This window comes from Flavobacterium sp. J27, from assembly GCF_004303025.1.
Lineage (GTDB): Bacteria > Bacteroidota > Bacteroidia > Flavobacteriales > Flavobacteriaceae > Flavobacterium.
This window is the reverse complement of the sequence record NZ_PJQW01000011.1, coordinates 107,270-122,420: the sequence shown is the minus strand read 5'-3', so window position 1 is coordinate 122,420 and position 15,151 is coordinate 107,270. Positions and strand designations below refer to the sequence as shown.

Sequence of the window (15,151 nt, the reverse complement as noted above, 5' to 3'; positions counted from 1 at the left end):
ATAATGCGAAACTAACTATCGTTTAGTCATCTTCATGTAATCGAAAATTTTAATTCTCTAAAATTATACTAATTTATTACATGCGATAAGCACAGACCTCAATTCTATTACTTTATTAATAAAATCCTTGAGGTCTATTTAACCCTAATTTTATTCAAGCTTATTTTTTTCGTTAGGTTTTATAATCATTCTAAACGATTGGTCTTTAAAAATGTAGTAGCCTATCCAATCGTAGAATGTTCGCACTCTGTTTTTAAAATTTACTAATCCCATAATGTGAACAAAAAGCCATATTAACCAAGCAATAAATCCGCTCCATGAAGACTTATGATTTGGAAAATCAAGTACGGCTTTATTTCTACCAATAATTGCCAACGACCCTTTATCGTTATATACAAACTTTTCCCATTTTTCATCCTGTCGAGCAAAGTTTTTAGCTAAGTTTTTGGCTTGTTGCAATGCAGGTTGTGCCAATTGTGGATGCCCATCAGGATATTGTCCATCTGTGGTTATGATAGCACTATCGCCCAACGCATATATATTGTTATACCCCATTACTAAGTTAAAACTATTTGTTTTTAAACGCCCTCCTTTACCATAACTTTCCAGATTGAATCCATCAAACGTTTTTGCTTTTACACCTGCTGCCCAAATGAGATTTTTGCTATAAATTTGGCTCCCATCGGATAAATAAACGGTATCGTCTTTAAAATCTTTTACTAGCGTATTTAACTTAATTTTTACCCCAAATTGAATTAGCTTTTTATATGTATATGATTGTGCTTTTTTAGTCATTACATTTAATACTGAATCTGTCCCATCAATTAAATAAATGTCTCCTAAATCGTTATTTACAAATTCGGGGTAATCTTTAAGAATTATTGATGCTTTCATTTCAGATAGTATTCCAGAAAGTTCAACTCCAGTAGGACCTGCTCCTGCAATTACAAAGCTTAAAAGTTTTTTTCGTTCTTCTGCTTCGCGTACTCTTGTTGCACGATCCAATCTTGTTAAAATTGTATTTCGCAGGGTCAGAGCGTCGCTTATGGTTTTCATTGGCAAGCTGTACTGTTCAATATTTTTATTGCCAAAAAAATTGCTTTCTGTTCCTGTTGCCATAATCAAAATATCGTAATGTAGCTCCCCATTTTTTAATATAATTTTATTTTGATTGGGCTCAACCCGTAACAATTCACCTAAACGGAAACGAGTATTTTTTTTATTCCGAAGAATTTTTCTGAACGGATAACTTATTGCTGAAGGCTCCATAAACCCAGTAGAAACTTGATATATTAGAGGCGGAAAAAAATTATAGTTGTTTACATCAACAAGAGTTATTTGAAATTTATCATTATTCCCTAAATAATTTATAAATTCTAACCCCGCAAAACCGCCACCCACTATAACAATATTAACTTTCATTAGTTTTTTATTTAATTAAAATATAGTAAAATTTACTTAAAGATAGGAAATTTTAAACTATATAACAACTCACAATTCTATTACTCAAGCTAGCCTTTTCACTATTTAATTTAAGTATATTAAAAGAAATTTATCGTTAAGACCGATGTTTTTTGTTTGAATTAGTTTTACTATTCTTTTTAAATACGCTTTATATAATTTCAATTGAAAAACTTGCTTTAGTAGTTCCCTTTCATAACTGTACACAATCTATTTTGAATTTGTTCTATATCTAGAACTTCTACTCTTACCCTAATGATTATACATTCTAGGTATCTTCCTATTTTCTTTCCATTAGAAGTTGCATTAATCAATCTAATGAATAATAGTAACTTCTCTATAGAAATTCTTCTTTTACGTAGATAACCATTGGAAGAAAAATTAGTTTTTTGCAGAAAGGAACAGTGAGTTAACGTTTTTTAAATGAATCATTGAGTATCTTACTAAAGATATTATAATGAATAAATTAAAACTTTAATGTTACTGTAGAAGCGGTAAAAAAGATATCTTTCCCATTACTAACACTTTTAATAAAATCTTCAGAATTAAACCATGTACCTTCAATTGTAAAATTTAAAAAATTACTAATATTATATTCAAACTGAACTCCTAGTTGACTACCTATCATCTTTGAATTTGAATCTGATTTCTGAAATAAGACGGAAGTATTTGGTTGATAAATACCGTCAAATATTGAGGCTCTCCAAAATACATCATAATCAACATTTATATTCATTTTATTATTAATTTGGGTCTCTAAATAAGGATGAATGTCAATTAAATTAGATGGTCCAATTAAGGCTGCTAAACCAAAATAAGCCCCTTTAGGAAAAAGTGGATTAAATGTTTCTATTACATTACTTGTGGCTCTATCGCCCGAGATATACTCTGTTTTAAACCCCAACTTTTGCTTCAAGTTAACAATGCTATAGCTCAAATTATTATCTAATGATATTGTCCAAGCCTTTATTTTATTATTATCTATTTTTCCAAACTGATATAAACTTTCAAAATTGTAATTCCACAAGGCATATTTACCATAAATTCTTGTACCAAGAGAACTTCTGTTTTCTTTTCCAATTACACCATTATATTCACTTTTGTTTTTTTCTAAATTAAAAAAATACAATTCAATATTGTCTAAAAATTTAACTTCTTTAAATATTATGTAATTCCCAAAAAGTTTAATTTCTGTACGCAACTTGTCATTAAAATTTCCAAATTTATTTTGCACTTGGCTTCCGTAAATTAAATCTACTGAAAAATTATTCTTTGTATAGTTTAATTTTAAAGCATCAAAACTTTGTCTACTATTAGGACCTTCTCTAACAGAAATTAATCTTTGTGAACCATATAACAATTCTTGACGGCCTATTCTTAAAAGGAATCTGTTGAAAGAAACATCTAAGAAAAGTTGATGCATTTCTAGAGGATTTTCTTCTAAAGGATTAGGATTTTTTCGACTAATTGAAGTACTACTTTGAATTTCATTGAACAATCTAAATGTTTTACCAAATTTTAAATTTGTATGAAATAAAGTACGATTTAGAAGAAATCCATTGTTATCTTTTAGAGTTTCATCCCAATTTTCATTATTGAAATATTGATATTGAATTCTATTTTCGCCTCCAAAAGAGAGATGAATTGAATTATTATTTGAAAGTTTAATCCATTTCAATTTATAATACAAACTATTATCTAAACTATCTAAAAATATTTTATCATTATATCTAAGAAAATTAAATTCAACTTTACTCTGAGCGAATAAAGCTGAATTTAAAAATATTAGTAGAAAAACTATACTCTTTTTCATGTTACTTATATCATTAATTTAAAATGAGTTTTCTATTTTAATCTAAAATCGATTGAATATTTTCCTGAACCTGCAAAAGCGATTAATAAAAAAGATACGGAATACATAAAAGGAACATCACTTTGCAATAATGAATCATGCCAATGCACAACAAAGTATCCTGAAAGAGTCACTATCAAAATAGGAATTGTAGAAATCCTTGTGTAAAACCCTGCAATAATAAAGAGTGGAAACACTAAATTAGAAGCAATTGCCAATATTTGATTTAAGTCTTCGGGAAAGAGAAAAGGATTTGGTACTTTTTCAGCCATATCTGTGCCTATTCCGATTTTTTTTAAACCATGAACAACAATTAATTGCACTGATACTACTATTCTAAAAAAAAGAATTATTACATCAAATGAAATTACTTGATCATTAAAATGATTTATTTTTTTTAAGATATTCATTATGTTTATTTTTGGTATCCACCATAAAAATTAACTGGAGACCAAGAAGGTATTGCTTTCTCAATCTGAGGATTTAAACTTGCATGCTCTTCAGCTGCATAAACAATAGTACCGCCTACAACCGTTAAAACGGAATACAAATCATTTATTTTCTTTTCTGGAATAGTAAAATAATCATTTGATAAAATTGAAAAATCTGCATACATTCCATTTTCTAAAGTTCCTTTTACATCTTCTTCTTTTGAAACCCATGCACTACCTTTGGTATACAAATACAAAGCTTCTTCACGTGTTAATAAATTATCATTTGCACTTAATTGAAAATCGCCAACCGTTTTTCCTGTTATCATCCAATAAAGCGCTGGCCAAGGATTATAACTCGCTACTCTAGTTCCATCCGTTCCTGCTCCAACAGGTAAACCCTTATCCATCATTTGTTTTATAGGTGGTGCATATTTTGCCTTTTCATCTCCATATCTTTCTACAAAATATTCACCAGCATATGCCATTCTAGCTTGAATTGCTATGCCTCCATTTAAAGCTTTAATTCTTTGTAATTCTTTTTCTTTTACTGTTTCAGCATGATCTATCAACCACCGATTTTCTACAAGTTTACCATTTGTTTCAGTATTAACTTCTTCAATTACATCAAGAATATTAGCTATTGTTTCTCCATAAGTTGCATGAATTCGGAATGGCCATCCATTATCTACGTGTAATCTTATTACCTTTTTTATATCACTTCTCCAAGTTGGTCTATCTTCTAACATAGGTTGGGGTGCTAAGAAGTTTTCAAAATCACCTGCACTCCATGCTAAAAATTCTCCTCCACCTTCTAATTCATAACCATGATCTAAATGTATTTCACCATTATGTCCAACATCATTTTTTTGCATCCACTCTTGAAATTCTTCATATTCTGCACCTTTATTTTGTGGAAATAAATAATACGAAAGTCGAATAGGCATTTTCCCTTTATTGGCAAGAACTTTTGTACCACTATAATCTTTTGGAAACTCATGACCCCCTCCGCCAGCATCAATACCGCTAGTAATACCAAATCTATTTAATTCTCGATAAAATTGTTTTGTTCCATTTACCATTTCCTCTTCCGTTAAAGGTGGTAAACTTCCAATTCTAGCATATAGAATAGTTGGATTGGGTTCTGCTAATAAAACACCTGTTAGTTTGCCATCTGGACCTTTTTCAAAAGAACTCCCTTCAGGTGCCTTCGTTTTTTCGTCGATTTTCAATTCTTTTAGACCAGCTTTATTTAACCAAGCACGACTGTATAGAAATAGTATATAAGTTGGAATATCACCAGTTGCCTCGTTAATTTCTTCAGGAGTAGGAAATCTTTTTTCTTCAAACTGAAAAGGGCTCCATCCGCCAATAACTCTAACCCATTGTCCTTTTGGTGTTCTTTGAGCTTGTTCCTTTAGCATTTGCAATGCTTGTTTTAAAGATTTTACCCCATCCCAACGCAATTCAGCATTATAAAAACGTCCACCTCTTGTTAAATGTAGGTGAGAATCGTTCAAACCAGGGATTACTGTTCTGCCTTTAGCATCTATGAGTTTTGTTTTTTGGCTTTTCAACTTCAAAATATCTTCATTAGATCCTGTAGCCAAAACTTTACCATTTTTTACAGCAATGGCTTCTGTAATTGTTCTATCATTATCCATAACTGCTACCTTAGCATTAGTAACAATTAGGTCTGCCGACTCAAAATCATTATTCTCTTCATTTTTGCAAGAAAATAATGTTATAGTAAAAACTAAGAATAGTATAAGCCTTTTCATTTATTAGATTATTTAAAAGTTCTCTGTCTTTATTGACAGAGAACTTAATTAAAAATTTTAGTGTTTTAACATGTCATGAGCATATTGAATACCAATACCATATGCACCTCCATACTTTTTAACTAAATTAGTTACTGCTACATAAGTTTCTCCTCTAGCCCAATCTCTTTGTAATTCTAAAAGATATTGAATAGAGGTTATAGGCTTAGCACCTGCTTGAACCATTCTTGTTACTGCTTGATCGTGTGCTTCCTTAGAAACATCTCCTGAAGCATCAGTAATTACATACACTTCATAACCTTCACTTATTGCTGATAAAACTGGACCTACTACACAAACACTTGTCCATAAACCACCTATAACAATTTTTTTATTTTTCCCTACTGCTTTTGTAATAGCCTTATGAGCATTTACATCTTCCCAAGTATTCATTGTTGTTCTATCTATATATGGACCAGGGTATACTTCAGAAATTTCTTGAAATACAGGCCCACTAAATTGTTTTTCTGCTACAGTAGTAACAACAGTCGGAACTTTAAAAATTTTAGAAGCTCCAGTAACAATAGCAACGTTATTTCTTAATTCATCGGTGGTTATACTTTTGGTGGCAAACGCCATCTGCCCTTCATGATCAATCAATACCAATGCATGATTAGTAGGGTTTAATAATTCTGGACTTGGTTTTTGTGCAAAGCTTGAAAATGAGCTAAATGCTACTACGAATGTTAAAATTACTTTTTTCATTTTTTTAAAATTTTAATATGATTATTGTTTAATTAATTGAACTTCAGAAACTAATTTAATTTCTTCACCCACAAGAACGCCTCCTGTTTCTAAAGCTGCATTCCATGTTAAATCAAATTCTTTTCTGTTTATTTTGCCTGATATAGAAAGTCCTGTTTTTGTATTGCCCCATGGATCTGTCATTAATCCACTGTAAGCAACTTCTAAAACAATATTTCTAGTAACATTTTTTATAGTTAGATCGCCATTTACATTGTATAAATTGTTATCTATTTTATTAATACTAGTTGATGTAAATGTCAATTTTGGATAATTTTCGACGTCAAAAAAATCATTGCTTTTTAAGTGATTATCTCTATCTTCATTATTTGTATCTATTGAATCAACATTGGCGCTGAAAACTATTTTAGAAGTTTCAAATAGATTGTCTTCATTTTCAATAGATGCTTGAAAATTGTTGAATTTTCCGGATACATTAGTAAACATCATGTGTTTTACTTTGAATCCAATTTCTGAATGTGTTGGATCTATTGCCCAAATTGATTTTGCCATTTTATATTTATATTTAAGATTTAATTTATTTTAATGTCATTGGTACTTCCATTAATAAAATTTCAGTATCATCTGTATTCGACAGAATATCTAATTGCTTTGTATTCCATATCCCTAGACCATCTCTTTTTTCTAATTTTTGGTTATTTATTGTTGCGCTTCCCTTAATTATAAAAGCATATACGCCATTTTCATCGCTATTCAATTTATATTTTACATTTTTATCTTTATCAAAGGTTCCTAGATTAAACCAAACATTTTGATGAATCCATACCCCTTCATCATTAGGGTTTGGAGATAAAATTTGCTGAAATTTATTTATCCTTTTTTTCTTGTCTAAGGTTATTTGATCATATCTTGGTTGTACGTTTCTTTTATTTGGATACACCCATATTTGCAGGAATTTCACAAGTTTATCTTCATTCTTATTGTATTCACTGTGCATAATTCCTGTACCAGCACTCATTACCTGTATATCTCCATTTTTTATTACTGTTGTATTACCCATGCTGTCTTTATGTTCCAAATCTCCTTCGAGAGGAATACTTATGATTTCCATATTATCATGTGGGTGAGTACCAAATCCCATTCCTGGATTAACTCTATCGTCATTTAAAACTCTTAGTACTCCAAAATGCATTCGTTCAGGATTATGATAATTTGCAAAACTAAATGTGTGTCTACTTTCTAACCATCCATGATTAGCTAATCCTCTACTCTCTGATTTGTGTAAAACTGTATTTTCCATAATATTTGAATTGGTGTTTGGTAAATGATTAAATCCAAGAATTTCTAATTCTCTAATCTCGTCAATATTATTTTTTATTAAATTTCCAAAAGCTGTAGTTGCGGCAAACATTCCTGTTCCAAGAAATCCTTTTTTTAAAAAATCTTTTCTATTCATCCTTTTTAGTTTTAATTGCATTTTCTTTTCGTTAACAAATTTCATCACATTTACAGACCTGTACATTGAACTAGTTCAAGAAAGAAAGAAAGAAAGAAAGAAAGAAATACAACATTTAGTATCTATTTGTTATACAAAGTTCTCTTTATAAACATTGACATGCATTGAACTAGTTCAAGAAAGAAGAAAGAAATTATTTTAAAATAGAACTGTAATAATTGAAAAGTTATTGATGAGAATCCGTTTTAATTATTTTAAAAAAATAACTAATAAAAAAACTCTCTGGATTAAATTACACAGAGAGTTTTTAAAAATAATTAAAAATAAACTAAACTTACTTTTTGGAAAGTCTGGTTCTAACCTTACTTAAGAACTCAGCTGAAATACCTAAATAGGAAGCAATGAGGTGTTGCGGTACTCTTTGCGGTATCGTGGGATAAATTTTTATAAATTCTAGATATTTTTCTTCTGCCGTTTTAGATACTGTATTAATCAATCTATTTTGGCCAGCGACCATACTTTTTTGCACTAATAACCTAAAAAATCTTTCCAGTTTAGGTACTTTCTTTAACAATTCTTCTTTTTTTGATGGGGTTAAAATAAATAATTGAGAATCGTCTAGAGTTTCAATAAATAACTTTGAAGCCTTTTGTTCATGGAATGAAGCTATATCACTAATCCACCAATCTTCTATAGCAAATTGTAAAATAAATTCATTTCCATGTTCATTGATATAATATTTTCTTACACATCCTTTGTTTATATATCCTTCGAAATTGCAAATATCGCCTTCCTTTAACAAATAGGATCTCTTTGAATATTCTTTAATTTCTAGATAGTCAATTAATATATTTTGTTCCTCCTTTGTTAAGTTTATCTTTTTACAAACATTTTCTAAAATTTGGGTATACATACTTTTAAAAATTACAAGTTAGGAAACTGAATTAACACCTCACTTTTAAGTAAACCACTGCCACCTCCGTAATGCTCTATTACTTTTATATTTGGATTATATGAATTGATAAACCTTTTAATTTCTTGTTCTTCTTTAATTTCAAGTCCACAACTTAGTAAAACTACGTTTACTTGTGTGCTTAAAACAGTTTTATAAAACTCATCCATATCATTTGCTGTTATAGCTTTACTGTTAAAGTTCGACTGAATAACTCGCTTTAAGACCTGAATTATTTCATCATTTTTACCTACAACCAAAAAACTTAATTTATTCATTTTTAACTATTTACACCTGCAAAAATAGTACAACTAAATAAAAAAAATCTTAACCTAGTTCAAGAAATTAAGTAGTTTATCTTTTTTAAGACTACAGAAATAATTATCCAATTAAATATAGTTAAAGCAAATAATACCTCCTAATTTAGGAATACAAAACACATACAATTTGTTTTTTAAAACCCAAAGCCAAGTCCAAAGGCAACACGAATACCATCTTTAGAGTTAAAAACACCTAAATTAAAAGATAACATATCCACAATGTTAATAAAAAAACCTCCTCCATAAGAATTGTGCCATTTATCTGACTCTTCATCATCTTGCCAAATTCTACCATAATCAAATCCTCCATAGATTCCAGTTTTAATTGGTAAGAATTGTGTTTTTATTCGATTAAAACTATACCTCAAATCTGTATTTTGGTAAAAGGAATTTCTACCTGTAAATCTTTGATTTCTAAAACCTCTCAATCCATCAATTCCTCCAATAGATGCCGCTTGATAAAATTCAAATCCATCACCGAAATTTAGATGTGATTTAAAATTTGTAGCGAATACTAAATTTCCAGAAGAATTTAACTTATAAGCAATCTTTAGATTAGGAATTAGGTATACAAAACTTTTATTACTGTCGTCTAAATTATTTTTATAGCCTAAATCTAAATCAAATTGTAAACCTATTGTGGGATAAGCTTTATTATCTGCATTTAAAAAAGAATAATTTAAATTGATTCCTCCAAATTTAACTTCATCAAAAACATAATTTGGTAATACATTAAATTCATCAATAAAGCGATTTTCAGTATTATGTATTTCAATAGATTCAAAGCTTATTCCTAATTTAATTTTACTTCCTCTTTTTGAATTCCAACCTAAAGATGGTTTTAAACTTAGTTCACGTACTTTCACCCTATTGTAGTCCAAACCGCTATCATCATCAGTATTTTTTGTTTCATTTCCATAACCAAAGAAATTCAAACTAAAATTAGGACTATGAAAATTGGCTTCGATATGTAAATTTAAATTTCCAATTGTGTTAGCAAATTCAGAATTGTATTTAAGTTCATATCCGTTTGTAGCAAAATAGTAAAATGCTCCAAACTGGTGTTTACTGGTAAATGGATTTCTTTCGAAACCATATGTTGTATAGGTATCAATGACTCCTAATTTAATACCATCATCAGGATTAAATCCTAACATTGGTAAAAACTGATTGATATTATTTTTTAATTTTCTGTAATCATATACATTAGTATCATAATCATCAGTCAGTTTTATTTTTGCGTTTTTGACCATATTCAAATTATTATCTTTTGATTTATAATCGAAAACAAAGACTTTTTTTCCGTTTTCAACATTGTATTCATCATTATTTTGACCACCGATAAGTCTAATTTTTATGTTTTTACTTTTTCCAACGACTTTAAAAGTATCATCATCATCTAAAGCATAAATCCATATTTCTTTTGTAGTTTTAGGATGGTATGTTCGATGATGAAATTCATCTTTTATCGTACCCTCTTTTTTTCTAAACATTTGCACTAATACTTCTCCATTTTCTTGACATTCAATTTTTATGAAATCATCTTTATTTGTAGCTGTTAAAACAGCATACTTGTTCACTAACTTTAAGTATCTATCAGCTATCTTTTTAAGATTACTCCTTCTTAATTTTAGAAGTTTTTTAATTTCTTCTATTGTGTTGTCATTTACTTCATTCGGTATATTCTTAAAAGCTTCATCAATAACCTCATCGGTAATGTTATTTTGAATAAATACAACTTGATCATCCCATACGGCTTGGTCTGAATCAGAAATAAATGCAACATCTAATGGAAATCCAGACATATTAAATCCTTTAACATCTTTAAGATCTGCTTCATACTTTCTAAACTTCCTTGCTGGAGGTATTAAACTCACAGCTGTACTAAAAACAAATCCATCAGACATTCTTGAAAAGGCTAAATCTCTATCTCGTGGTAATGGTTTATAAATGGTTTTCCCATTTTCTTTATATTCAATCCACCTCCATTGATCTTGATGTCTATCAGCATCTCCTATTAACATATCAAAGAGTCTGGCTTTTATGAATTCTTTTTCATCAATTATTTTAGATTCATCCTGATGTACTTCTTTCATCATATCGAAAGTACTAATTATTTTTCCTGTGAAATTTTTTGATGCCAATTCTGAATGACCATCTGATGGATGTTCTTCAAAAAGATATAGTTCGTCTCCAAACTCATCGTTAAAATTCACCAAAGCTTTTTGTTTTGGCACATAATATAATTTAGGATTCAAATGAGCTAAACTTATAGCGTTAGAAAGTACTGAAATAGTAAATGGCGCATAGGGATGTGAACCGGTAAAAACATCTTCTAAAAATTTTTCTGAGGTAGTTCCTTCAAATTGTCCTGCAACGTATTGATCTTTCAATATTGCAGATTGAATAAATTGAGAGGCTTGTTTTTTCATTGCTCTCAAAACATATCTTTTCCCAGTTTTATCTTCTAAATGTAGTGTTTTAGATTGTGTACCGCCACCTTTTCTTATAGGTTTTAGCCCTCCTTTAAGAGTGTCGAGGTCTACTATTTCTGTTTTTATTTCAGTACTATAATACTCTCTAAATCTATTTCCCCATAGAAACTTATAAAAATTAGTTTTTTTAGTTTCTTCTTGAGAATAAATTGACGTTACAATTGAATCTTCTGCTATTTTAAAATTTTCAATAATTTTAGAATCATCCGCTTTTTTAAATATTTCTTTTTTAAAGGAAACAATATTCTTTTCAGTATTAAAAAATTGAACTTCTACCTGTTTGTTTTTATGGACATTTAAAACGGCATATCCCTTAGCTCCTTCTCCATAATCCTCTTTATTTTTAACTTTTACAGCAGTAGCTTTAGTTGCTGAACCACTAATTATTTGTTTTAAATTATTTGACTCGATGTACTGCATATTATTTTCATGAGCAGAGATAAAAATTACTTTATCATTTTGCTGAGCAGCTGCAATTATGTTTTTTCTTAAATCATTATAAAACTCATTATATATATCATCATTAAAAATTCCAGTTGTGGTTCTTAAGATGTTTTTTATAGTTCCAATTATAGGAATGGGTTTGAAATGATCTTTAAAACTATAATTACCTCCGTGCGGTCCATTTGTAAACATAGGATGATGTAATGCTATTAAAGTAATTTTACCTTCAGCTTTTTTTATCTCGCTTCGAACTTCATCTAAAAAGTCGCTACGCGTTTTTATATCGCAATTATCGTTAATTGTAGGATGTTTATCCCAATTAGTAATGTACCAATAGGAATCAATAATAAGAAGAGTAATATCATCACTAATTTTTACTTTATCAATAGGACAACCATTTATTGGTTTAAAAGTATTTTTACCTATTTTTTTTTCAACTATTTTTTCTTGATTTTTTAATTCCTTTAACCCGCTATGCCAATCGTAATTACCTGGGATAAAAAGGACTTTCCCAGGAAAAGTATTGGCTATCTCTAATTGTTTGTTTAGTATCTCTTTTATATTCTCATCGTTTTCGTCTTGGTTTAAAGTATTTTTTTTAGGATAAATATTATCTCCTAAAAAAAGTAAAATATCATTTTTGTTAGCCTTTGAAAATTGCTCTTGCATTTTTAATAATGATTCAGGCACAGAGCCATTTCCTTCGAGTTTACAAGTATTTCCAATTAGAAAAAGATTAAATGCATCATCATTGATAGGTAAGGCTTTGGTATCTTCAAAATAGGATTGATTAGATTTAAATGTAGCACACCCATTGAAAAGGATTAAAAAAGTTAAAAATAATAGAAAGTATTTTTTTTCCATTCTGTTAAAAATTAGTTTTATAAATCTTCAATCGTAAATAATTTAACTTCCTTCTTTAGGTTTCGATTCATATCTATTCTTATAGCCTTTATTCCACTAACACCTTGTAATTCTTCTAATTCAAGAATTTCAACAGTATTACCAACATAGTTTTTAGACTGTAAAAACTCAAAATACTTTAAATATTCTTGTTCAATCGCACTACTTGAATAAACGACACATAGTTTGTTTGGCTGTGTTAATCTTTCATTTGTATTTTTAATATGAGCTTTATCTATTCTTTTTTTAATCATTTCATATCTAACATTGTAAGCTCCATCAACATCGAACCTTTTCTCATCCATTCTATAGCGAATAGTTATAGGTACATCATAAGCTAAGATTAAAGAGGCAACATCTAGTTTTATTAAAAAGTCTTTTTGCATTTTATAAAACATAGCCTCCATTTCGCAAGTAACCTGTAGTTGCCATAAGCGTAAATTGAATAAGGCCGATTCATGATATTTTAAATGCTTATTAATTGATGCCCCAATATAAATATTGTGTTCTACTCCATCTGTTTTAAATTTTTCAAAATAATGTGGAAATATTTCTTGAGCTAAATTTTGTTGTTTATCCAAAAATGTAGATAGTGCTTTATTTGTAGCATCTACTGTACAATCATATTCTTTTCGAGATTGATAAATGGTTTTTGACTCGATTTCTAGTTTATTTAGAAAATCACTTATATCTTTAGCATTAATTTCAATAGAGACTAAATGTTCCAAAAGAGGGAAAATTTGTTTTTCAAAGAACAAGTTAATTCTTTGTTCAGAATTAGTATGAAACTCTTCTTTTAATTCGTGGTGGTAGTTATCTATCTCAAAAATTAATTGCTCATAAAAAGGCAAATATGACTTATTTAATCTTGATTGAATTATTGCTCTACTGAGTAATAATTGTAAGGAAAGATCCTCGCGAATGGCTTCATTGCGAGCATTTGAAGAGCCTACAATATCTATTTGTCCATAAAGAGGTAAAACATCTTTAAAAACTATTTCTTCAAAAACGGGAACATCATTATGATTCCTTTCTTGTATGTATTTATTAGCTTCTTCCTCAAATCGCCATTGTACTGAAGGATGTATTGAGGTACACTCTTGTTGAATAACGGCACTTATTTCATTTCTATATTCAGCTATAGATCTTTCCGAATAACTAAGAATAAAAGGCATAATTACATCTAACTTAACCATATTAATTGCATTAAGTTGATTTGCTTTATTACTGGCTAGTTCTATGATAAACTCGAGTTTTTCATTTACTAAAATAGGAATTAAAGCAACACTTTTAATCTTTCTTTCAAGTAGTAAATCACTCAATCTGTTACCACCTGTTTGTTTATGATACAAATCAACATTTGAAATAATAACAACTTTATTTTCTTGAAAAAGTTCATTATTAATTTTATCACATCCATATTGAGAGATAGATAAACTTTCCTGAGGTAATAATGTTAACATCTCAAAATTAGAATCATATGGAGGAATTATTGTATCTTGATTTACATTATAAGTTCCTAATTGTAAATTTGGAAGATTAAAAATTTTTCTTATATCCTCTCTGATTAAATAAAGACTTTCTTTATTGGTTTCAATTAAATGAGATTTAAAATCATCAATTTGTTCATCTAATGTTGTATCTATTAAACTAATTAAACCAAATCCTTCTATAGTCCATGATTTTTCTGGGAAATATTTTCTCCAAATAGCAGTATCATTTGTATTTGACAATAGTTCAGTAAGAACTTCTTCTGTAATATCTAATGCATTTTCATTTGGATATATATCAAGAAAATCAGCATTAAATGTAACTCTATATCTTTTTTTAATCCCATTTTTATCAATAACAGATATCGTTTTAGGCCTGTCAAAGTCGACTTCATACTTGTAATAAACATTTAATATGATTGCATAAGCTAAAAGATCAATAACTCCTCCAATATCTTTATATAGATCATCAAAAATGTGATTATCAGAAACGGAGTTTTCAATAATTTTTTGCAATCGATTGCTACAATAAAAAATATCATTTGAATAAGGAAATACTGCTGCTTTAATTTCATTATCATTAAGAGCGGTAGGGAAAATAAAAGACATTAATTGATCAATTTCCTTTTTTTTCTTAAAAAACTCTTTAGAGTTAGTAAATCCATTGATAAGCTCGGGATTTTTTTCAAATAATTCTAAAGCTAGTTTTGCCTGAAAACGAACAACATGGTTGTCTGAATTCAATAGCACATCAAACTTTTCTTTAAGTAATCTTAAAGAAATAATTACTTGAAACAAATTAGAATCATAATATTTCATTTC

Annotated in this window: 11 protein-coding genes; all 11 read right to left on the bottom strand. The window is 28.9% G+C overall.

Features of this window, described 5'->3' with window-relative positions; all coding sequences use genetic code 11:
* Window positions 1–150: 150 nt before the first annotated feature.
* Window positions 151–1,422 carry an NAD(P)/FAD-dependent oxidoreductase gene (locus CX675_RS15070; protein WP_130736078.1) on the bottom strand — a complete coding sequence of 424 codons (1,272 nt, stop codon included), beginning with the start codon at window positions 1,420–1,422 and terminating at the stop codon, window positions 151–153.
* A gap of 505 nt (window positions 1,423–1,927) precedes the next feature.
* Window positions 1,928–3,274: an alginate export family protein gene (locus CX675_RS15065; protein ID WP_130736077.1), complete on the bottom strand. Its 1,347-nt coding sequence runs from the start codon at window positions 3,272–3,274 to the stop codon at window positions 1,928–1,930.
* A gap of 32 nt (window positions 3,275–3,306) precedes the next feature.
* Window positions 3,307–3,723: a DoxX family protein gene (locus CX675_RS15060; RefSeq protein WP_130736076.1), complete on the bottom strand. Its 417-nt coding sequence runs from the start codon at window positions 3,721–3,723 to the stop codon at window positions 3,307–3,309.
* A gap of 5 nt (window positions 3,724–3,728) precedes the next feature.
* Complete coding sequence (locus CX675_RS15055; protein ID WP_130736075.1) at window positions 3,729–5,525, bottom strand: amidohydrolase; 1,797 nt, start codon at window positions 5,523–5,525, stop codon at window positions 3,729–3,731.
* Window positions 5,526–5,582: 57 nt separating this feature from the next.
* Window positions 5,583–6,269: a hydrolase gene (locus CX675_RS15050; protein ID WP_130736074.1), complete on the bottom strand. Its 687-nt coding sequence runs from the start codon at window positions 6,267–6,269 to the stop codon at window positions 5,583–5,585.
* 21 nt (window positions 6,270–6,290) lie between these two features.
* Window positions 6,291–6,821, bottom strand: a complete 531-nt coding sequence (locus CX675_RS15045) for a YceI family protein (protein WP_130736073.1) — start codon at window positions 6,819–6,821, stop codon at window positions 6,291–6,293.
* Window positions 6,822–6,846: 25 nt separating this feature from the next.
* The gene (locus CX675_RS15040; RefSeq protein ID WP_130736072.1) at window positions 6,847–7,725 is read right to left on the bottom strand and encodes a pirin family protein; all 879 of its coding nucleotides are present in this window, start codon (window positions 7,723–7,725) and stop codon (window positions 6,847–6,849) included.
* A gap of 334 nt (window positions 7,726–8,059) precedes the next feature.
* A complete protein-coding gene (locus CX675_RS15035; protein ID WP_130736071.1) occupies window positions 8,060–8,638 on the bottom strand; it encodes a Crp/Fnr family transcriptional regulator in 579 nt (192 codons plus the stop codon).
* 11 nt (window positions 8,639–8,649) lie between these two features.
* The gene (locus tag CX675_RS15030; RefSeq protein ID WP_130736070.1) at window positions 8,650–8,955 is read right to left on the bottom strand and encodes a hypothetical protein; all 306 of its coding nucleotides are present in this window, start codon (window positions 8,953–8,955) and stop codon (window positions 8,650–8,652) included.
* A gap of 176 nt (window positions 8,956–9,131) precedes the next feature.
* A complete protein-coding gene (locus CX675_RS15025) occupies window positions 9,132–12,800 on the bottom strand; it encodes a metallophosphoesterase (protein ID WP_130736069.1) in 3,669 nt (1,222 codons plus the stop codon).
* Between the two features lie 17 nt (window positions 12,801–12,817).
* The gene (locus CX675_RS15020; protein ID WP_240723659.1) at window positions 12,818–15,148 is read right to left on the bottom strand and encodes a hypothetical protein; all 2,331 of its coding nucleotides are present in this window, start codon (window positions 15,146–15,148) and stop codon (window positions 12,818–12,820) included.
* Window positions 15,149–15,151 lie beyond the last annotated feature (3 nt).